The organism is Kitasatospora sp. NPDC048239, from assembly GCF_043202015.1.
GTDB lineage: Bacteria > Actinomycetota > Actinomycetes > Streptomycetales > Streptomycetaceae > Kitasatospora.
In genome coordinates, this window is sequence record NZ_JBICZP010000008.1 from 223,138 (window position 1) to 245,161 (window position 22,024).

Annotated in this window: 11 protein-coding genes; 7 read left to right on the forward strand and 4 right to left on the reverse strand. The window is 74.8% G+C overall.

Annotated elements, in window-relative coordinates:
• Positions 1 to 41 precede the first annotated feature (41 nt).
• Both ACGFZP_RS23050 and ACGFZP_RS23055 read right to left on the reverse strand, forming a co-directional pair.
• The gene (locus ACGFZP_RS23050) at positions 42 to 1,118 is read right to left on the reverse strand and encodes a M48 family metalloprotease (protein ID WP_392935981.1); all 1,077 of its coding nucleotides are present in this window, start codon (positions 1,116 to 1,118) and stop codon (positions 42 to 44) included.
• Positions 1,115 to 1,576: a BlaI/MecI/CopY family transcriptional regulator gene (locus ACGFZP_RS23055; protein ID WP_392935984.1), complete on the reverse strand. Its 462-nt coding sequence runs from the start codon at positions 1,574 to 1,576 to the stop codon at positions 1,115 to 1,117. Before ACGFZP_RS23055 ends, ACGFZP_RS23050 begins: the two co-directional genes overlap by 4 nt.
• 150 nt (positions 1,577 to 1,726) lie before the next feature.
• Here ACGFZP_RS23055 and ACGFZP_RS23060 point away from each other — a divergent pair, with 150 nt between their 5' ends.
• The 5 genes from ACGFZP_RS23060 to ACGFZP_RS23080 all read left to right on the forward strand — a co-directional run bounded on the left by ACGFZP_RS23060 (position 1,727) and on the right by ACGFZP_RS23080 (position 5,727).
• Complete coding sequence (locus tag ACGFZP_RS23060; RefSeq protein ID WP_392936347.1) at positions 1,727 to 2,392, forward strand: DedA family protein; 666 nt, start codon at positions 1,727 to 1,729, stop codon at positions 2,390 to 2,392.
• Positions 2,392 to 3,060: a phosphatase PAP2 family protein gene (locus tag ACGFZP_RS23065; protein ID WP_392935986.1), complete on the forward strand. Its 669-nt coding sequence runs from the start codon at positions 2,392 to 2,394 to the stop codon at positions 3,058 to 3,060. Before ACGFZP_RS23060 ends, ACGFZP_RS23065 begins: the two co-directional genes overlap by 1 nt.
• Before the next feature lie 186 nt (positions 3,061 to 3,246).
• Positions 3,247 to 3,759, forward strand: a complete 513-nt coding sequence (locus ACGFZP_RS23070; protein WP_392935988.1) for a pyridoxamine 5'-phosphate oxidase family protein — start codon at positions 3,247 to 3,249, stop codon at positions 3,757 to 3,759.
• A gap of 157 nt (positions 3,760 to 3,916) precedes the next feature.
• Positions 3,917 to 5,038: a TIGR03364 family FAD-dependent oxidoreductase gene (locus ACGFZP_RS23075; RefSeq protein ID WP_392935991.1), complete on the forward strand. Its 1,122-nt coding sequence runs from the start codon at positions 3,917 to 3,919 to the stop codon at positions 5,036 to 5,038.
• 11 nt (positions 5,039 to 5,049) lie between these two features.
• Positions 5,050 to 5,727, forward strand: a complete 678-nt coding sequence (locus tag ACGFZP_RS23080; RefSeq protein WP_392935992.1) for a phosphonatase-like hydrolase — start codon at positions 5,050 to 5,052, stop codon at positions 5,725 to 5,727.
• Positions 5,728 to 5,791: 64 nt separating this feature from the next.
• Here the strand turns inward: ACGFZP_RS23080 and ACGFZP_RS23085 are convergent, their stop codons facing one another.
• Positions 5,792 to 7,738 (reverse strand): phosphocholine-specific phospholipase C, encoded by a 1,947-nt coding sequence (locus tag ACGFZP_RS23085; RefSeq protein ID WP_392935994.1) that lies wholly within the window; start codon positions 7,736 to 7,738, stop codon positions 5,792 to 5,794.
• Positions 7,739 to 7,752: 14 nt separating this feature from the next.
• The gene (locus ACGFZP_RS23090; RefSeq protein ID WP_392935995.1) at positions 7,753 to 9,168 is read right to left on the reverse strand and encodes a hypothetical protein; all 1,416 of its coding nucleotides are present in this window, start codon (positions 9,166 to 9,168) and stop codon (positions 7,753 to 7,755) included.
• Between the two features lie 649 nt (positions 9,169 to 9,817).
• Here ACGFZP_RS23090 and ACGFZP_RS23095 point away from each other — a divergent pair.
• On the forward strand, positions 9,818 to 13,234 hold the full coding sequence (locus ACGFZP_RS23095; protein WP_392935997.1) for a fibronectin type III domain-containing protein: 3,417 nt from the start codon (positions 9,818 to 9,820) through the stop codon (positions 13,232 to 13,234).
• A 73-nt stretch (positions 13,235 to 13,307) separates the two neighbouring features.
• The gene (locus ACGFZP_RS23100; RefSeq protein ID WP_392935999.1) at positions 13,308 to 21,971 is read left to right on the forward strand and encodes a fibronectin type III domain-containing protein; all 8,664 of its coding nucleotides are present in this window, start codon (positions 13,308 to 13,310) and stop codon (positions 21,969 to 21,971) included.
• The last annotated feature ends 53 nt before the right edge of the window (positions 21,972 to 22,024 follow it).

Below are 22,024 nucleotides of genomic sequence, written 5' to 3' on the forward strand. Positions count from 1 at the left end.
GCCAAGTCGGAACGGGGGGCGGGGCGGGTGCCGCGGCGGGGTCAGGGGGCGGCGGGCCCGCGCTGGGCGGCCTCGACGGCGTGGTGGAGGTCGGCGGTGGCGTCCAGGGTGGCGGCGGCGGTGAGGGCCAGGCAGGCGGTGAGGGCCAGGGCGGCGGCGCGGCGGCGGGGGGCGGTGCCGGCGGCGGGGTGCAGGAGGGCGGCCACCCGGCGGGGGACCGGGCCCGTGTGGGCGGCGGCGGCCCGCTGCGGGCGGGCCGGGCGGGGGGTGCGGCCGGCGGCGAGGGCGGCGCGGCCGACGGCGCGGGCGGTGGTGGCCCGGTCGCCGATGCGGGCGGCGGCGGTCTCGTCGGCCCAGCGTTCCAGGTGGTAGGCGAGGGGGCCGCGCAGTGGGCGCAGGGCCGGGTGGATGGTGGCGGCGTGCTCGGCGAGGGCGAGGAAGAGGTGGTGGCGCCCGTCGAGGTGGGCGCGTTCGTGGGCGAGCAGGGCGGCCCGTTCGGGGGCGTCGAGGGCGCGCAGCATGCCGGAGGTGACCACGATCCGGCCCGGTTCGGCGGGGTGGCCGGGGCGGCGGAGGCGGCCGGGGAGGGCGAAGGCGTCGGCGCGTTCGTCGTCCAGGACGGTGAGGGGGTGCTCGGTCGGGCGCAGGAGCGCACGGGCCCGGGTGAGCTGTTGCCGCAGGGCGTACGGGGGTCGGGCGCGCGCCCGGCGCACTGGTGCGCGGGTGGGGCGCTCGGTCGTGGCGGCGGGGGTGGGGTGCTCGGCCAGGGCGGCGCGGGTGCGGCGGAGTTCGCTTCGGTGCCGGCGGGCGGTGCGCGCGGTGAGGGCGGCCAGGGCGGCGAGGACCGGGCCGGCCAGTGCCGCCGACGGCGCGGCCCGGGGTGCGGCGGCGGAGAGCCAGTGGGGCGAGAGGTGGCCGAGGGCGGCGACCGGGGGGAGCTGGAGGAGGCCGGCGGCCATGAGCAGGCCGAGTGAGCAGAGGGTGCCGCCGGCCAGGGCCGCGGCGGAGACGGCCAGGCTCCAGGCGGCGGCCCGGGGGGTGAGCGCGTCGGCGAGGCGGCGGGCGGGCGGGGCGGCGAGGAAGGGCAGCAGCAGCGGCGCCCAGACGGCGATGATCACGAGGTGGCGGGGTGGTCGCGGCCGTCGCCGAGGAGTTCGCGCAGCAGCCGCTCGTCCTCGCTGGAGAGGTCGGAGACGAAGCGGGCCAGCACGGTGGGGCGGTCCGGCTCGCGGCCCAGCTCGGTGTGCATCCGGCGGGCGGCCAGGCCGGCCGGGTCCTGGACGGTCGGGGTGTAGGCGTAGGCGCGGCCCGCCCGGGTGCGTTCCACGGTGCCCTTGTCGTGCAGCCGGGCGAGGATCGTGGCGACGGTGGTCCGGGCGAGGCCGCCGCCGAGGGCGGCCTGGACGTCCTGCGGGGTCAGCGGGTGGCGTGCGGTCCAGAGGGCGGCCAGCACCTCCGTCTCCAGTTCACCGGCGGGTCGGCGGGCGGAGGCCGGGTCGGACGCCGGGTCGGGCGCCGTCTCGGGCGCCGGGTGCGGCCTCGGGTCGGTCCGCGGATCGGGCGGCAGGTCGAGCATGGCGGCGATTCCTCCCGGTTTGGTCTACAGTCACGTAGACCGTCTACATCACTGTAGACGGTCGAGGGCGTGCTCCGCTGGTGCCGCCCTCCCACGTACGGAGGTCCGCCAGCCTTGCTCCAGTCGCCCGCCGCTCCAGCCGTGCACGCCCTGGCCTCCCACGCCCTGGCCTCCGGTGCCCTGGCCGTGAACCCGTTGGACGCCTCCTCGCTGATCGCGGCCTTCGGCGCGATCGGCATCGGCGTCGTGCTGTTCGCCGAGACCGGCCTGCTGGTCGGGTTCTTCCTGCCCGGCGACTCGCTGCTGTTCACCGCCGGCCTGCTCTGCGTGCCCGGCGCCACCCGCGGCCCGCAGCTGGAGCTGTACCAGGTGCTGCCGTCGGCCCTCGCCGGGGCGCTGCTCGGCGCCCAGACCGGGTACGTGATCGGGCGGCGGGGCGGGCGGACGCTGTTGCGGCGCTCGAAGCGCAGGAGCCTGCAGGAGGGCGTGGAGCGGGCCGAGGTGCTGCTCGCCAGGTACGGCCACGGCAAGGCGATCGTCCTGGCGCGGTTCATCCCGATCGTCCGAACGGTGCTGAACCCGCTCTGCGGCGTCATGGACGTGCCGGTCCGCTCGTTCACCCTCTGGCAGGTGGTGGGCGGCACGGTCTGGGTGGTCGGCGTGGTGATGGCCGGATACCTGCTCGGCTCGTCGGTGCCCAGTATCGACCGTTATCTGCTACCCATCATCGGTCTGGTAGTAGTTGTCTCCGTGATCCCGATTGTTCTTGAAGTGTTCCGAGCCCGGCGGGCCCGGCGTCGCGACGGTGACGCCTGATGGCGCCCCGGCGGCTCGCCGTGTACGACGGCAGCGGAATCGACGGCGGCCTCTACACCCGGGTGACCGGGTGGGCCGACCGGGCGCCGCACTGGCTGGACCAGCTGGTCACGGTGTGGTCGGCGGTCGGCCTCGGCCTGTTCGCGGTGTTCATGCTCTACGCCTGGTGGCGGGCGCGCGGCGCCGGATCGGCGGTGATAGCGCGGGTGCTGGCCTCGCCGCTGATCGTGGTGGTGGCCTACGCCGTCAACTCCGGGTTCAAGGGGGCGGTGGAGGAGGTCCGGCCGTGTGCGCAGATCGCGGGCACCGTGTCGCTGGAGGCCTGCCCCGGGGCGGGTGACTGGTCCTTCCCGAGCAACCACACGGTGATCGCGTTCGCGGCCGCGACCGCGCTCTGGTTCGTGAACCGGCGGCTCGGCGCGGTGGCGTACGTGGCCGCCGTGCTGATGGGCGCCTCGCGGGTCTGGGTCGGCGTGCACTACCCGCACGACGTGCTGGTCGGCGCGGTGGTCGGCGTCCTGGTCGCCGTCCCGCTCGCGCTGGCCGCCGGGCGGGCCGCGCCGCTGGTGGACCGGGCGCGCAGCGGGCCGCTGCGGCCGCTGCTCGGTGCGGGCGCCGTCGCGGTGTCGGCGGCCGGCGGGCCGCCACTGGAGGCGCAGCGCCGCTGAGTTCGGGCGGTCCTGGCCCGGCCCTTGTGTGGCCGCGGCGACGGGGAGAGCATGTGAGCCGGGCGTGGGGCCCCTGTCGATCGGGCGCCCGCCCGGCTCAGTCGTGCCGGGCGCCGTTGTGCCGGCTCGGCCGTGCCGGCTCAAGCCGTGTCAGCTCAGCCGTGCCAGCGGGAGGGATGCGCCGATATGCCGTACAGACTTGAGATCCAGCAGGGGGACTGGCCCGCCGAGGAGCTCCACAAGGGGGTGGAGGGCCTGCTGGCGGAGGCGATGGTGCTCACCCTCGCGACCGCCGGCCACGAGCACGGACCGCACGCCAACCTGGCCTTCTTCGCGTACGACGACGACCTCGTCCTGTACTTCGTCAGCGAGCGCTCGACCCGGCACAGCCACCACCTGGCGGAGGAGGCGCGGGCCGCGGCGACGGTCTTCCTGCCGCCGCCGGCCTTCGGCGAGCAGCTGCGCGGCGTCCAGCTGACCGGCGGCGCCGGCGAGGCCTGGGGGCTGCAGGCGGAGGCGGCGCTGGCCGCGTACCAGGCGCGGTACCCGTCGTTCGCGCAGGACGAGGAGGTGCGGCGGCAGTTCCTGACGGGCGGCGGTGCGGCGGCGCTGTACCGGTTCCAGGTGGAGGAGCTGACGGCGGTGGACGAGCCGAACTTCGGGCGGCGCAACTACCTGCGGGCGGCCGTGCTGCGCTGACCCGGCGGGAGGGGGCCGGCCGGGCCCTTCCGAGGGGGTTGCCCGAGGAGGTTGCCCGAGGGTTGCCCGAGGGTTGTCTGTACAACTTTTCGGTCGGTTCACCTGGGCGCTGCGATCCGGACGCCCCGCGGACACCTCGCGGCATCAGCCTGGCCGCATGAGAGTCATCGTCGTAGGAGCAGGCGTGCTCGGCACCATGCACGCCTGGCAGGCCGTCGAACGCGGCCACGAGGTCGTCCACCTGGAGCGCGAGGCCGAGGCGCGCGGCGCCTCCGTCCGGAACTTCGGCCTGGTCTGGGTCAGCGGCCGCGCGGGTGGCGAGGAGCTCGACACCGCGCTGCGCGCCCGCGAGCTGTGGGAGCGGATCGGGGCGCAGGTGCCCGACCTCGGGTTCCGGGCCAACGGCTCGCTCACCGCCATCCGCACCGAGGCCGAACTCGCGGTCGCCGAGCAGGCGCTGACCCTGCCCGACGCGGCCGAGCGCGGCTTCCGGCTGCTCGACGCGGACGAGGCCGGGGCGGCCAACCCGGCGCTGCGGGGCAGGCTGCTCGGCGCCCTCGCCTGTGAGCGGGACGCCGCCGTCGAGCCGCGGACCGCCCAGCCCGCGCTGCGCGCCGCCCTCGCGGCGAGCGGCCGGTACACCTTCCTGCCCGGACGCGAGGTCCGGGAGGTAATCGGCGAGCACGCGGTGCGGGACGACCACGGCCAGGTGCACAGCGGTGACCTGGTGATCCTCTGCACCGGCGCCTGGCTGGGCGGGCTGGTCCGCGAGCTGGCACCCGAACTGCCCGTCCGCAAGGTGCGGCTGCAGATGATGCAGACCGACCCGCTGGGCGAGACGCTGACCACCTCGGTCGCCGACGGCGACAGCTTCCGCTACTACCCCGCCTTCGCCGGCGCCGCGCTGGAGCGCCTGAAGGAGGCGCAGCCGCAGCCGCCGGTGGCCGCCGAGCACAAGATGCAGCTGCTGATGGTCCAGCGCCTCGACGGCGGCCTCACCATCGGCGACACCCACGAGTACGACCAGCCGTTCGGCTTCGACGTGGTCGAGGACCCGTACGACCACCTGGTCGGCGTGGCCGAGGAGCTGCTCGGCCGCCCGCTGCCCCGGGTGCGCCGCCGCTGGGCCGGCGTGTACGCCCAGTGCGTCGACACCACCCGGGTGGTCCACCGCGAGCGGGTCCGCGACGGCGTCTGGCTGGTCACCGGCCCCGGCGGCCGCGGCATGACCTGCTCACCGGCCATCGCCGAGACCACCGCCGAACTCGCCAACCTGTAGAGGTAGTTGACATGTCGATTGATATCCGCCTGGTCGTGCTCGACATGGCCGGCACCACCGTCGCCGACGACGGCCTGGTCGAGCAGGCCTTCCAGGCCGCGGCCGGCGCGCTCGGCGTCGAGGCCGGCAGCCCCGAGCACGCCCGGATGCTGGAGCACGTCCGGGCCACCATGGGCGAGTCCAAGATCTCCGTCTTCCGGCACCTGTTCGGCGAGGAGGAGAAGGCCCGGCGGGCGAACGCCGGATTCGAGGCCGCCTACCACGACCTGGTCGACGCCGGGCACTGCGCCGCGCTCCCCGGCGCGGCCGAGGCGATCGCCGAACTGCGCGGCCAGGGGCGGAAGGTGGTCCTCACCACCGGCTTCTCCCGGTCCACCCAGGACCGGATCCTGCGCGCCCTCGGCTGGGAGTCGGTCGCCGACCTCACGCTCTGCCCCGCCGAGGCCGGCCGCGGCCGCCCGTACCCCGACCTGGCCCTGAGCGCGCTGCTGCGCACCGGCACGGACGACGTCCGGCAGATCGCCGTCGCCGGGGACACCGGCTACGACATGCTGACCGGCGCGCGGGCCGGCGCCTCCGTGGTGGCCGGGGTCCTCACCGGTGCCCACGGCGAGGAGCGGCTGCGGGCGGACGGGGCGACGCACGTGCTGAAGTCCGTCGCCGAGCTGCCGGGGCTGCTCGCGGGCTGAGCCGCCGACGGAGGCGGGGGGCCGGCCGGGCCGGCCCCCCGCTCCCGCCTAGGACCGGACAGGCCTAGTGCAGGGTGCCCGCGTAGCGCTGGGTGAAGCGGGTGCCGGTGGGGGCGGTGACGGTGACGTCGTAGCGGGACTGGTCGAGCGGGTAGCCGACCGAGGCCGTGGAGGCGGGGGCGACCCGGACGGTCTGCGGGGTGCCCGCGTAGTCGTTCGGGGTGAGGGTGAACGTGATCGCCGTCTGCCCGGCGTTGGTCAGGTCGAAGGCCAGCTCGGTGCCGCCGGGGCGGGCGGTCACGACGGGGACGGCGATGTCGTCCTGGTCGGCGCGGACGACGGTGCCGGCGAAGCGGCGGACGAAGCCGTCGGGGCCGTGGACGGTGAAGTCGTAGCGGCCGTCGGTGGCGGCGGCGTCCCAGGTGTGGGTACGGGTGGCGCCGGGGGCGACGGTGTAGGGCGTGCCGGCGAAGGCGTACACGATGTTCGGGTACACGGTGAACGGGAAGGCCGCCGTGCCGGTGTTGGCCAGCGTGCAGGTGATCAGGCCGGTGGCCCGGTCGACGGCGACGTCCGCCCAGGGCCGGTACGGCAGTCGGCGGTGCGGGCGCGCACCCGGCTCCTGGACGGGCATGGACTGCGCTCCGACGGCGGGGAGTTGGACGCCGGGGAGCTTGCTGCCCGCGTCCGCCTTGGCCATCAGGGCCACGGTGTCGGGGAGCCCGGGGATCGAGTAGTCGGGGGAGGAGAAGTCGAAGCAGCTGGTGAGGTCGCCGCAGACCGAGCGGCGCCAGGCCGAGATGTTGGGCTCGGCGACGCCGGTGACCAGCTCCATGAAGCGCAGGACCGACGTGTGGTCGAAGACCTGGGAGTTGACGTACCCGCCGCGCGACCAGGGTGAGGCGACCCAGAGCGGTACCCGGTTGCCGAGGCCGATGGCGCGTCCCTGGGTGAACTCCTCGGGGGTGCCCGGCTCGGGGGTGGGCGGGACCATGTGGTCGAAGTAGCCGTCGTTCTCGTCGTACATCACCAGGAAGACGGTGTGCTGCCAGACGGCCGGGTTGGACATCAGCGACTGCAGCGCGGTGTTGACCCAGTGCGCGCCGTAGTCCGGGCTGGCGGTGGGGTGTTCGGAGAACAGGTAGGGCGCGACCAGCCAGGAGATGGTGGGCAGGGTGCCGGCCCTGCAGTCCCGGTCGAAGGCGGCCGGGTCGAACTTCGTCATCGCGTTGACGTAACGCGGGTCGGTGGCGGGGAAGTTGTGGAACTGCTTGAAGTAGGAGAGCGCGTTGTCGTCGTAGTCGCCGGTGCGGTCGTCCTTGCTGGGGTTGTGGTACACCCGCCAGGAGACGCCGGCCGCCTGGAGGCGCTCGGCGTACGTCGTCCAGTCGGCCACCGGGTTGTCGGTGACGGGGGTGTTGTCGATCCACGGGCCGGTGGTACCGTCCCGGCCCGGGCCCGCGGTGCCCGTCCAGAGGTAGAGGCGGTTGGGGTCGGTCGGACCGGCCAGCGAACAGAAGTACGCGTCGCAGAGGGTGAAGGCGTCCGCCAGGGCGTACTGGTAGGGGATGTCGGCGCGGGTGAAGTAGCCCATGGTGCGCTCGCCCTTGGCGGCGATCCACTTGTTCATCGCGCCGTTGTTGATCGCCTGGTGGCCGGTCGCCCAGTCGTGTGCGAGGCCGCCGGCGTTCTGCGCGTTGTACTTCGCGGTGTCCATCCGGTACGGCAGCATCGCGCCGCCGTCGCTGCGCCCGGTGTCCGGCTGGCGGAACACGTCGGTGCCGTCCGGGAACTGGAGCGCCTGCCGGTCCCCGAAGCCCCGGACGCCGTTCAGGGTGCCGAAGTAGTGGTCGAAGCTGCGGTTCTCCTGCATCAGGACGACGACGTGCCTGACGTCGGAGATGCCGCCACCGGTGGCGGCCTTCGCGGAGGCGGCGGGGAGGCCGGTCAGGGCGGCGGCGCCGGCGGCCGCGGTGGCGCCGACGAAGGTGCGGCGGGAGAGTTCGGGCATGGCGGTCGGGCCTCTCAGAGCTGGAAGGTGGCGACGGCGGCGGCGCAGTCCGAGGGCCAGCCGTTTCCGGCGGCGTTCGGGTCCGGCTGCGGCCAGCCGGTGGTGAGGGTGTGGGCCTCGACGAGGGTGAGCGGCCCGGCGCTGTGCACGGCGGCGATGCGGTCCTGCGGCTCGGGCTTGGGGCCGCGCTGCTTGCGGGTCGGCGACCAGGTGGCGCCGGGGGCGGCCGCCGGGTCGGGGTGGGCGGCGCGGTAGGCGTCGGTGAGCCCGGCGCCCTGAAGGGCCGCCGTGACCGGCCAGGCGAGCGGGCCGACCCCGCCGTGCGCGGCGGCGGTGGCCGCCGTCCAGTCCAGGTGGGACGGCGAGGCCAGGTCGGCGCCGAGGACGACCGTCCGGCCGGCCGTGCGCTCGCCCTGGACGGCGGCGGCCAGGGCCTTGGCCTGCTGGAGGCGGACGGAGGCGTTCTCGGTGGCCAGCACCTGGGCGGCGCTCTGGCCGTCCTGGACGGCGTACGGCCCGTAGTTCGCCTCGTCCAGGTGCGCGGCCCAGAACCGGACGGTCCGGCCGCCGGGCAGCTGGACGGTGGCCCCGGCGGCGGGCAGCGCGGTGGTGACGGCCGTGACGGCGCTCAGCGGGTAGCGGCTGAGGATGCCCACGCTGCCCGCGCTCTGGTAGGCGTACCAGCCGAGCGCGGTGGCCAGCGTCTGGGCGGCGGTGCCGGCGGTCTCCAGCAGGGCGAGGACGTCCAGGCCCTGGGTGAGGACGGTGCGCAGCTGCTTCTCCGGGGCGTCGGTGAAGGCGGCGCCCGCGTTGGCGAGGTTCCAGGCGGCCGTCTTCAGCCGCATCGGGGCGGCCGGATCGACGACCGGCACGGTGACGGTGATGGTGTCGGCGCCGCCGGCGTCCTTGACGCCGACCAGCAGCTGCACCTCGCCGGTGGTCGAGGGTGCGGTGCCGGTGACCGTGCCGTCGGCGGCCACCGCGAGCCAGGACGGACCGCTGATCTTGCGGAAGGTGGGCGTGCCGGCGGCCCGGCACCAGAGGCCGCCGAGCTTGACGGAGACGGCGGCGCCCGGCGCGACGGCGGTCGCGGTGAGGGCGTCCACGGCCAGGTGCGGGCGGACGGGTGCGGGCTTGGGGCGGAAGGTGAACGGCGCGGTCTGCGCGAGGATGCCGTAGCCGTCCTTGGCCAGCAGGTACGCGGTGTACGGGCCGCCGGTGAGCGCGGAGGTGTCGAGCTGGATGTCGCCGGAGGCGCCCGGCGTGTACTTCCAGAGCAGGGAGGAGCCGGTGCCGGGCTGACGGGTGCCGTCGTAGATGCCGACCCAGTTCTTGGTGTCGGGGGCGGTGGTGGTCCAGTGGAAGGTGAGCCTGTCACCTTCGACGGGGCCGGCCGGCGAGGCGAGGGTGAGGGTGCTGCCTGTGGCCACGAGGGTCCTTCGGGTCAGGGAGGGCGTCCAGTTGGCTGAACAACTAGACGCCTATTGACCCGAAGAGCGACATACTCCGTGTGAACGAGACATGACCGGACGCCGGGAGGATGGACAACTCCGCCTTGAATAACGATCGTTGGCGAACCGGCTGGGGCTGGTGTGACACCGGTGACCCCTGTGGCGGCCGGGGTCGGCGGCGGTCCGTGCGGCGGCCGTCCGGGTTGGCGAGAACCCGCCCTTACCGGCGGGCGGGGGCGCGGGGGCGGGCGCTGCCCTCGCCCGACCGCCCCGCCGGCGGCCGCGCCCCGGCGGCGAACGAGCAGGTCGCGACAGGGGCGCACGGGGTGGTGCACAGGGTGCGCGGAAGGAGGCTTTCGGCCAGTTCCGCCCGCCGGTGTGCGCGGGTCTCGATTGGATAACCGCTGCTGGGCCGATGTCCAGGCGTGCGCGGCGACACCGCTACGAACCCGATGAAACCGGACGTCCGTTCCACGGACGGGCGTTGACACCAGGTCAGGACGCCTCGACAGTGATCGCCGTCGGGGGGCGGCGAACAACGGCACCCCCATGGGACGGGGGGCGTCGGATGGCCAGCAGTACCCGCAGGAATGCGCTTCGTGGGAGAACGGGTGCCGGTCGAACCGGCGTGCACCGGCCCGCAGGAGCACTGCTCGGTGCACTTCTGCTGATCGCCGGACTGGCCGAGGCCGCCCCGGCTGCCGCCCACGGGAGCACACCCCCCGCCGCGGAGCGCACCGAGGTGGTGGCCCTGCGGACCGAGACCTCGCAGACCTTCGCCAACCGTGACGGCACGTACACCTACGAGAGCACCGTCCGGCCGCGCTGGACCCGCCAGGGCGGCGGCTGGGCGCCGGTGGACTCCACGCTGCGCCGCACGGCGAGCGGTACGTACGCCCCGGTGGCCGTCCCGTCCCGGCTGGAGCTGTCGGGCGGCGGCAAGGGCCCGCTGGCCGTGCTCACCACCGAGGACGGCCGCCGGCTCGCGCTGAGCTGGCCCGCCGAACTCCCCGTGCCGGTAGCGCAGGGCGCCGCCCTGACCTACCCGGACGTGCTGCCCAGCGGTGTCGACCTGCGGGTCGCCGCCAGCCCGACCGGAGGCTTCGAGGAGGTCCTGGTCGTCAAGAACGCCGAGGCCGCCGCGGATCCGGCTCTGTCCGGCCTGCGGCTGGCGGTGGAGGTCGGCGAAGGCCTGACCCTCGGCGCCCGGGACGGCGGCACGGTGGCCGTGGCGGACGCGCACGGCCGGGTCGCCTTCGACTCGCCGCCGGCCCTGATGTGGGACTCCTCCACGGCGGCGGGCCCGAGGACCGCACCCGCGTCGGCGAGGGCGTCCGGTGTCCGCGAGGGGCAGGACGGCCCGCAGGACGTGTCCACGGCCGACCGGCCGGGCCGGTCGGCCCGCGTCGCCCCGGTGGCCACCACCGTCGTGGACGGCGCCATCGCCGTCCAGCCGGACCAGCGGCTGCTCACCGGCGCGGAGACCGTCTACCCCGTCTACATCGACCCCGCCTTCGAGCCGCACCCCGCCTCGGCCGCCACCCAGGGGTACGCGGAGGTCAAGGAGGAGTACCCGAACGGCGCCTACTACAACTCGCCGCCCGGTGCGGGCCTCGCGATCGGCTACAACGGGTGGGCCGCGCCGTACGGCCGGCACCGCGTCTACTACCAGCTGGGCCTGCCCGCGAACATCGCCGGCAGCCATGTGCTCGGCGCCGATCTGGTCGCCACCCAGGTCTTCGCGCCGAGCACCGGGGCCCAGGCCACCGCGGAGCTCTGGCAGTCCGGGTCGATCGGCTCCTCGACCACCTGGATCAACCAACCCGCCGTCAGCGGCCCGGTCTCCAGCAGGGCCTACACCACGGTCGGCTCCAACGGCAGCTCCTCGATCAGCCTCGACGCCACCCAGCCGGTGGCCGCGGCCGTGCTGGGCGGCCAGTCGTCCGTCACCCTCGGCCTGCGCCAGCAGGGCGAGAGCGACAAGCTGCGGTACACCAGGTTCGCCCCCGACCCGGTGCTGACGATCCGGTACGACACGGCGCCCCGCACGCCGACCGGCTTCACCGTGACGCCCGGCACGACGGTGGGCGCCGCCGTGTACAGCACCGACAGCCGGCCGGCGTTCACCGCCACCGCCACCGATCCGGACGGCGACCAGGTGCAGCTGGAGTTCCAGGTGCTGGCCGGTTCGACGGTCGTTGCGTCCGGCACCTCCGGTGCGGTCGCCTCCGGCAGCCCCGGAAGCTGGACCCCCTCCACCGCGCTGGCGGACGCCGCCTACACCTGGCAGGCCCGCGCGTTCGACGGGCAGGACCGCGGTGCCTGGTCGGCCGCGCAGTCGCTGACGGTGGACACCACGGCGCCGCCGGCGCCCACGGTCGCCGCCGCGGCCTACCCGGCCGGGGCCTGGACCGCTCCCGCGGCCGGCCCCGTCGCCTTCGACCTCACCGCCCCGGCGGGGGCGAGCGGCCTGCAGTACGGCCTGGACGCACCGGCGAGCGTCCCCGCCGCCACCGGCCCGGTGCAGCTCAACCCCGCCGCCGGCTGGCACAGCCTGAACGTCGTCGCCCTCGACGCCGCCGGCAACCGCTCGTCGACCGCCGCCTACTCCTTCGGCGTCGGGGCGGCCGCGGTGACCGCACCCGCCAACGGCGCCTCCGGCGACGGCGGCGCGGTCGCGCTCGGTGCCACCTCGGCCCCGGGGCTGACCGGGGTGCGCTACCAGTACCGCCTCGGCACCACCGGGACGTTCACCGATCTGCCGGTCGGCGATGTCACCGCCGGCGGCGCCGCGATCGCCGCCTGGCCGGTGTCCACCGCCCCGAACGGAGCCGCGCCCGGGCTGAGCTGGAACGCGGCCCGGACCGTCACCGGCGGCGGGGCCGTCCAGCTCCGGGCGGTGTTCACCGACCCGTCCGGGCGCACCGCCACCTCCACCCCGGTCGGCTACACCGTCGTCCTCCCGCTCCCCGGCGGCGCACCCGTCGGAGTCACGGCGGCGGGCCGGGACGGCGGCGCCCGGATCGGCTGGACCGCACCGGCCGGTGGCGGCTTCACCGGCTACCGGGTGACCGTGACCGGCGGCCTGACCGGCGGCGGCAGCGTGGTCGGCGTGCCCCTCGCGCTGCCGGCGGATGCCACCACGGCCACCGTGACCGGACTGGTCAACGGCACCGGCTACACCGTCACCGTGGCCGCCACCAACGCCAACGGCGCCGGCCCGGGGGCGAGTGCCACCGTCACCCCGCAGGCGGCCGTCGCACCCGGCGCGGTCACGGCGCTCGCGGTGACCCCCGGGGTCGGGCAGCTCGCGGTGTCCTGGACGGCACCGGCGGCCGACGGCGGATCCGACCTGGCGGCCACCGTGGTGGAGATCCACGCGGCGGCAGGGGACGCGTTGCTCGGCACGCAGACCGTGCCCGCGCCGGGCGGCACCGCCACCGTGGGCCAACTGCCGTCCGGCGCCGTCGTGTACGCCGTGGTCCGGGCGCGCAACGCGGCCGGCCTGACCGGTCCCGCGGTCCGATCGGGCAACGTCGGCCTGGTGACCGGGCTCGGCGTCACCGCGCTCGGTGCCTGGCGGACCACCGACCCCGGCAGCGGGGCCCCGATGGTCTGCCTGATCTGGCACTTCGCCGGCCTGCACCCGGAGACCGTCAGCGGGCGCCTGCACTACCAGGCCGCACCCGTCGCGGGCGGTGCCCCCGACGCGGCCACCGACTGGTCGGTCGACTTCACGCCGGAGGGCAACTACTCCGGTGCCGGCGGCGAGTACTCCTGGTGCGCCGATACCGACCAGCTGCCGCTCTCGCCCGCCGGTACCAGGTGGACCCCGGTGGCACTGACCGCCGACGACGCCCACGGCAACCAACTGAGCGCGACGGCCGCCGGCCTGGCGGGCCTGAGCGTGGTCGACCCGGACGGGGTGACCGACCCGCCGACCTTTGTGATCGGGGCCCAGGGCAAGGCCGCCGCGGTGCGGTCCGCCGGGCGCCCCGCCAAGGTCTGGCACCTGGTCGGCCGGGAGCTGGTGGGTTCCGCATGAGCGGGCCCTGGGCCGCCGCACCCATCCGCATGTCCACGAGTCACATCCACAGGGGGAGTTCATGAATCGCCGGGTGCGTTTGCGCTGGATAGGGGCGCCGGTCGCGGCCGCCCTGCTGGCGGGCCTGCCGGCCCCGCCGGCCTTCGGGCTCATGCCCCTGGCGGGTGGCGGTCCGGCCAAGGCCTCGGCTCCCGCCAGGGCCGGAGCCCCGACGGCGCCCGATGACGACAGCCCCACCGAGCCCCGGCGGCCGGTGACCACGCTCCCGGCGCCGAAGCCGCCGGTCCCGACGGCCGCCGCCGCGGACCCGTCGGGCGCGGCCGAGGGTGCGCAGGCCGACGGCCCGGCGGGTCGGAGCCCGGCCGCCAAGGACGGGACGCACGGTGCTGCCGCGGCCGCGCAGCGTCCGGCCGGCGCACCGCGGCGGCCGGACGGCCTCGTCATCCTTGAGCCCGAGCCGGTCAAGACCGACGACAGGGGCCGGCTGACCGGGCCTGCCGCCCTGGTCGAGCCGCCCGCCCCGCCCGCCCCGACCGTCGCGGCGGCAGCACCCGCCGACGCGCCCAAGGCCGACGCGCCCAAGGCCGACGTGCCCAAGGCCGCCGAGCTCGCCAAGGCGCCCGCCGAGGAGCAGAGCGCCGCCGCGGCCTCCGCCCCCGGAGTGCCCACCGGCATCTCGGCGATAGCCCGGGACGGCGGCGCCAGGATCTCGTGGACGCCCCCCGCCTCCGACGGCGGCAGCCCGATCACCGGCTACACCGTCGCGGCCTCGCCCGGCGGAGCCGGTGTGACGGCCCCCGCCGGTGCGACCAGCGTCAGCCTGTACTACCTGACCAACGGCACCCCCTACACCTTCACCGTCGCCGCGGCCAACGCAACGGGCAGCAGTGCGGCCTCCGCCGCCTCGGCACCGGTCACCCCGAAGGCGGCCACCCAGCCCTCCGGGGTCGGCAACCTCCAGGTCGCGCCCGGGAACGCGCGCGCCACGGTGACCTGGACCCTGCCCGCCTCCGACGGCGGCGCCGACCTGACCGGGCAGATCCTGCAGGTCTACCGCGCCTCGGACAGGTCCTTCGTCGGCAGCGGCTCGCTGTCGGCGACGGCGACCAGCGCCAGTATCGGGAACCTGCCCGTCGGCACCGCGTTCTACGTCACGCTGTACGCCAAGAACCGGTCCAACTACGTCGGCCCGATCGTCACCTCGGCCGACTTCACCCCCGTGGCGGGCCCGCAGCCGGCCCCGCCGGCCAGCGTCCTGGCCAGCCCGGGCACCGGCGCGGCCACCGTCACCTGGACCCCGCCGGTCCAGGACGGCGGCTCCCCGGTGACGGGGTACACCGTGCGCACCTACGACGCGGCGAGCAACGCCGTCGGCAGTCCGGTCACGGTCGGCGCGAGCGCCCGCTCCGCCACCATCTCCGGTCTGACCAACGGCAGTTCATACTTCTTCGGAATCTCGGCCGCCAACGCCAGCGGCGCCGGCCCCGCCTGGTACACCGCCCTGGTGACCCCGGCCGCCGCTCCCGGCGCGCCGGGCGGGATCGTCTCGCACCCGGCCAACAAGGCCGCCTTCATCGAATGGGCACCGCCGCCGACCGACGGCGGCAGCCCGATCACCTCGTACACCGCGACCCTGACCGGCTCCGACGGATCGACCGTCAACAAGCAGGTCGGCTCGGCCAGCGCCCTCTTCTCCGGGCTGGACAACGGCGTCTCCTACACCGTGTCGGTCAAGGCGGCGAACGCCGTCACCAGCGGCCCCGTCTCGGCGTCCGCGCAGGCCGGCGCCCTCAGCTCCAAGGCCACCCGCCCGGTCGGAGACGTGAAGCACTCGCCGAAGACGGCCGGCCCGCCGGTCGGCGGACCCTTCGTGGAACAGCGCTACGCGGCGAAGCTCTCCGGAAACGGACGCTTCCTCTTCTACTACGCCGAACTGGCCGCCGGGAACTCCGCGGTGCAGAGCGGCTGGTACCGCTACGACATGCAGACGGGCGCGACCATCCCGGTCTGGAACTACGCCTCCGCAAGCGAGATCCCGCTCCAGCTCTTCGCTGAGCACCCGGAGTCCGTCAGCTTCGACGGCAAGGTCTTCAGCGGCTTCGGCGGCGAGCAGCTCTACGTCTGGTACGCCGACACCGGCGAGGTGGTGCGGGCCAGCAACAACGCCGCGGGCGGGCCGACCGCGGGCCGGGTGCACGCGGGCACCCTCTCCGGCGACGGCCGCTTCCTGACCTTCGTGGTGGAGGGCAGCAGTGACATGGCCTCCCACGGCGACGGCTGCGGGGTGGGCCGCAACTACAGCGGCGGCCCGACCGAACCGGTCGACGTCTACCGCTTCGACACCTCGATCCGGTACCTCTCCCGGATCCAGATCTCCTTCACCAACGAGAACGCGTTCATCGACTGCGTCCTCCCGGACGAGACCAACGCGAAACCGGCCGTCACCGCCGACGGCGGTCGCCTGCTGCTGCGGATCGACTTCGTCTACCACAACGCGGGCGGCTCGACGCTGCGCCGCTTCAACCAGGCGGTCGTCACCGACATCCCCGTCGTCGGCCCGGCGGCCAGCACCTGGATCCCGCTCCAGGAGGGCTACAGCTTCGGCATCAAGGAGCCGGTCTACCTGAGCGACGACGGGCGCACCGGCATCGGACAGCTCCAGTCGGCGACGGGACAGGCCTTCGTCCGCTTCGACCCCGACACGCCCACCGCGGCGCCGGCCGCCTTCGCCGGCGGCGACAGCGCCTGGGACTACACCGTCTCGCGGGACGGCCGGACGCTGGTGGCACTGGTCGGCAGGGGGTCGAGCGACGGCCACCAGACCCAGACCGCGGTGATCGACACGGTCTCGGGCCAGCTCACCGTGGCCTCCCAGATCAACGGCGAACTGTCCAACGCCGGCATGGACGCCGGCTACAACTCCGCGGACGTGGACGGGACGGGCCGCAAGGTCGCCATCGTCTCGATGGCGCCGAACATGCTCGGACGCACCGACTGCGAACCCGTCACCGACACCAACGCGGGTCGGCGCTGCACACCGGACGTCTCCCTGGTCGACCTTGCGACCGGCGCGGTCGGCGTCCTGCCGACCCAGACCCTGGGCTGCGTCTGCCGCACCAGCCGGGTACCGACCTCGGCCCTGCAGTCCTTCGTCGGCGACCCGGTCAACACCGCCACCGGCTCCTACACCGAGTCCGTCCAGGACGGCGTCCTCCAGGGCGAGGGCCTGCAGTTCGACCTGCGCCGCAGCTACAACTCGGCGGCGGCCGGCGTGGCCGGGCCGTTCGGACCGGGGTGGTCCGCGCCCTACGGCATGTCGCTCACCCCGACCGCCGCGACCGTCACGCTGACCGACGAGGGCGGCGCCGCGGCCGTCTACACCAAGCAGCCGGACGGCTCCTACCGGGCCCCGGCCGGCGTCCGGTCCGCCCTGGCCGCGAAGAGCGGCGGCGGATACACCCTGACCACCCCCGACGGGCAGGTCGACACCTTCGACCAGAACGGCCGGCTCACCGCGATGACCGACCGGGACGGCCGCGGGCTCACCCTCGGCTACACCGGCGCGCAGCTCACCGGCGTCACCGATAGCGGCGGCCGGACGGTCGGGTTCGACCGCGACCCGTCGAGCGGGCAGATCAGCAAGCTGACCATGCCGGACGGCCGCACCACGAGCTACGGCTACGACACCGCCAAGCGGCTCACCACGGTGACCACCGCCGACGGCGCCACCACCTACGGCTACGACCCCGGCGGCCGGCTCACCACGGTGACCGACCCCGCGGGCCACCTCCTCGTCACCAACACCTACGACCCGGCGACCGGCCGGGTGGTCGCCCAGGCCCAGAACGGCGGCTCCCGGCTCACCCTGGCCTGGGACGCCGCGAGCGGCACCGCGACGGCCAAGGACGCCGAGAACCACACGACCACCGACTACTACGCCGACAACGTCCTGGTCTCGCACGTCGACGCGGTCGGCGGCCGGACCAGCTACACCTACGACGACAGGCTCAACCTGACCTCCGTCACCGACCCCAACGGCAACACCGCCCGGATGTCCTACGACGAGGCCGGCAACCTCGTCTCCCGGACGCTGCCCGGCAGCCCGTCCGGCACCGAGAGCTGGACGTACGACACCCGTCACAACCCGCTCACCCAGACCGACGCGCTCGGCAACACCACCACCTTCACCTACGACACGGCCAACCACCTCCGCTCCGCCCTCACCCCGGGCGGCAGCCGCACGGAGTTCGGCTACACCTCCGGCGGGCTCGTGGAGACCGTGACCCGCAACGGGCACACCACCACGAACGGCTACGACCAGGCCGGGAACCTGGTCTCCACCACCGACCCGACCGGTGGCCGGACGACGTTCGGCTACGACGGCGCAGGCCGGCTGCTCACCCGAACCGACCCGCGCGGCAACGCCCCCGGGGCCAGGGCGGCGGACTACACCACCGGCTTCGAGTACGACGGCGTGGGCCGGGTCGCCAAGCAGACCGACCCGCTCGGACGGGCCACCCGCAACGGCTACGACCCGGCGGGCAACCTGACCACGGTCACCGACCCGGCGGGCAAGATCGTCCACTACGCCTACGACGACCTCGGCCGGCAGACCGGGCGCACCGACGCCAACGGCCACACCACCACCACCAGCTACACCCCGGCAGGCCGGGTGGGCTCCGTCACCGACGCGGCCGGCGCCCGGACCACCTTCACGTACGACGCCGAAGGCCGACTGCTGACCACCACCGACCCGCGCGGCAACGCCGCCGGGGCGACCGCCGCGGACTACACGACCACCCGCCGCTACGACGCGGCGGGCAACCCGATCGCCGTCACCGACCCGCTCGGCAACACCACGAAGACCGCGTACGACGCCGCCAACCGGCCGGTCTCGGTGACCGACCCGCTCGGCCACACCACCGTCACCGGCTACGACCAGGCCGGCCGGCCGGTCTCCGTCACCGGCCCGACCGGCGCCGTCACCCGCAGCACCTACGACAAGGACGGCCGGCTGACCGCCGCCACCGACCCGCTGGGCAACACCACCAGGTACGCCTACGATCCGGACGGCCACCCGGTGCTGCGCACCACGCCGCTCGGCGCGAAGACCAGCTGGACGTACGACGCCGCAGGGCGCCAGCTGACCGAAACCGACCCGCGCGGCAACACCCCCGGCGCCGACCCGGCCGCCTTCACGACCGTCCGCGCCTACGACGTGTCCGGACTGCCGTACTCGGTCACCGACCCGCTCGGCGGGAAGACCGGCTACCGCTACGACGGCGCAGGCCAGCTGACCGCCGTCGTCGACCCGCTCGGCAACACCACCGGCTACGGCTACGACCTCGCGGGACGGCAGAACACCGTCACCGACCCGAACGGAAAGGTCCGCACCACCGGCTTCGACGCGGCCGGCCGCGCCGTCGAGACCGTCGACGAGCTCGGCAACCGGACCGGCTACAGCTACGACGCGGCGGACCGCCCGGCCTCCGTCACCACACCCCGCGGCAACGCCGCCGGAGCCCAGCCCTCCGCGTACACCACGCGGTACGGCTACGACCCGGTCGGCAACCGCACCTCCGTCACCGACCCGCTGGGCGGGGTCACCCGCACCGCCTACGACGCCGTCAACCGGCCGGTCTCGGTGACCGACCAGCTCGGCCACGCCACCGCCACCGAGTACGACAAGGCCGGCCAGGTGGTCAAGGTGACCGACCCGACCGGCGCCGTGGTCCGCAGCGGCTACGACCCGGCCGGCCGGCTCACCGGCTCGACCGACCCGCTGGGCAACGTGACCACCTTCGGCTACGACGCGGCCGGACACCAGCAGCGCCGGGTGTCCCCGCTCGGGGCCACCCTCACCCGCGGCTACGACGCGGACGGACGGGTGGTCTCCAGCACCAGCCCGCGAGGCAACGCGAACGGCGCCAACCCCGCCGACTTCACCACCCGCTACGGCTACGACCCGGCCGGCAACCAGACCTCGGTCACGGACCCGCTCGGCCATGCCACGACCGTCGGCTACGACGCCCTCAACCGCCGCATCACCGCCACCGACCCGCTCGGCAGGCTGACCGGCTACACCTACGACAAGGCCGGCCGGATCACCGGGGTGACCGACCCGACCGGCGCCGCCACCGGCTACGGCTACGACACGACCGGCAACCTGACCACCCGGCAGGACCCGAACGGCCACACCACCGGCTACACCTACGACGACGCCCACCAGCTCCTCGGCGTCCTCGACCCGCTGTCCCGGACCACCGCCTACGGGTACGACCCGGACGGCAACCGCATCACCACCACCAACGCGCGCCACACGGTCAGCACCGCGACCGTCGACGCCCGCGGCCTGACCACCAGGCTCAGCCACAGCGACGCCACCCCGGAGGTGTCCTACACCTACGACCCGGCCGGCCGCCGGACCGGCATCACCGACGCCACCGGCAGCCGCACCCTCACCTACGACGACGCCGGCCGACTGCTCACCAGCACGGTGGGCGGCGGGATCAGCGGCAGCTTCGGCTACGTCTACGACAAGGCCGGCCGGGTCACCGGCCGCACCTACCCGGACGGTGCCACGACCGCGTTCGGCTACGACAGCGACGGCCGCCGCACCTCGCAGACCGTCGGCTCCGCCACCACGGCCTACGGCTACGACGCCGACGGCAACCTCACCGGCACCACCCTGCCGGCCGCCGTCGGCCGCTCCGAGAACCGCGGCTACGACCCGGTCGGCCGCCTCACCTCGGCCTCCACGAGCCGGGCGGGCGCCGTGACCTCCTCCTGGACGGTCACCCGCGACGCGGCCGGCCGGACCGTCGGCCTCGACACCGTGACCGCCGGCAGCCCGCAGCCGCAGCAGACCTACGGCTACGACAACGCCGACCGGCTCACCTCCTGGTGCACCGCGCCGGCCGCCGGCACCGCCGGCTGCCCGGACGGGTCGAGCCAGGTCGCCTACGGCTACGACAAGGTCGGCAACCGCACCTCGCTGACCAGGGCCGGCCGCACCACCACCTACACCTACGACGCCGCCGACCAGCTCACCCTCAGCGCCTCGGGCCTGGTCCGGCAGAACTACACCTACGACGCCGACGGCAACTACACCGGCAACGGCTCCTCAGCCAACACCATCGCCTACGACGCCGGGAACCGCCCGATCAGCGCCGTACAGGCCGGGGTGGCCTTCACGTTCACCAACGACGACCAGGGCAACCGCGTCACCACCCGGGTGGCCGGCGCGGTCAGCCGCACCGCCGTCTGGGACGCCAACAACCCGCTGCCCGAGCTCGCCACCCAGACCGACGGCTCCGGCGCCCTGCTCGGCGACTACCGCACCGACCCGCTCGGCCGCCCGCAGTCCACGCACACCCCGGCGGGCGACAGCTACGAACTGCACGACCAGCTCGGCTCGGTCGCCGAGGTGGCGGGCGCCGACGGCACCGCCCTGGCCCGCTACGGCTACGACCCGTTCGGGGTGCAGACCACCGCCGCCCCCGGCACCCCGGCCGCCGGCGAGGCGTTCGGCTTCACCGGGGAGCTCAACGACCCGGTCCTGACCGGCAAGCAGGACCTGCGGGCGCGCTCCTACGACCCGGTGACCGGTCGCTTCACCGGCCGCGACCCGATCGGGCTGCGCCCGGCCGAGGCCTACACCTCCGACTACGCCTACGCCGCCAACCGCCCCACCGACCTCACCGACCCCAGCGGGCTCGCGCCCGAGCCCACCCCCGGCAACGGCTGGTGGGACGGCGGAGGAGGCGAACAGCACGACTTCGTCCTGCAGATGGCCTACGAGCAGGAGGTCGCCCTGCACGGCGTGGAGAACGTCTACGCCGACCTGGCCGGAACCCCCCGGTCGGCCTGGGGCAACCAGCTGATGAACTACCCCACCTACTGGTCCGACTACGCCGAGCCGGACCTGGTCGCCGCCGGGGTGCTCACGCCCCGCGGCCGCGGTTTCGCGCTCTGGGACGTCAAGCCGGCGTCCGCGTACGGCCGCAGCCTCACGGCCTCCGTCAACAAGCTGGCCGGCTACATCCGCGGCTTCAGCCAGATGTCCGGCTGGCCCGCGATGGCGGGCGACCCGATCGTCCCGGAGATGCGCCCCTACCCGCGGGACCGGCGCGGCGCCGAGGGCCTGATGCTGATGTTCAACGGTGCCAACTGGAGCACGTTCGGCGCCCCCGAACCGAAGGCCAACGGCCTCTACCCCGATGCCGACATCGCACCGGTCGGGGACACCTCCGGCCTGATCTACTACCGGCTGCTGCGGCACTCCAGGAACCAGGGCTGGTCCGAGCGGCTCGCGGCGCTGCAGGCGCTCTCCGCCCAGGGCGCCCAGGCCGGCACCTCCGTGACGGTCTGCCAGCCGACCGGTGTCGCCACCGCCGTCCACGAGCCGCTGCGCACCATCGGCCAGGCCACCGGCGCGGACATCTCCAGCGTCGCCTCGCTGACCGCGCTGACGGCCTTCCCGGCCGGGCCGATCGACGTGATCGACCCGAACCCGCTGTACATGCCGCCGGCCCCCGAGCCGGTCAGGGTGAGCCACGGATACGGCTCCTCCGGCTCCTACCACGGGGGCTCGGACGACTTCGACTTCGTCGGACCGATCCGGGACGCGCTGCACGGGCTCGCCTGGGATCTGATCCTGGCCGGGGCCGGGTCCGTGCGCCTGGTCGGCCGGGGCGCGAAGGTCGTCGGCCAGGAGCTCTTCGGGCTGGCCGCATGACCGGCGGCCCGGGGACGGGGAACACTGGAGCGCACGAGTGACGAGGAGGGGAG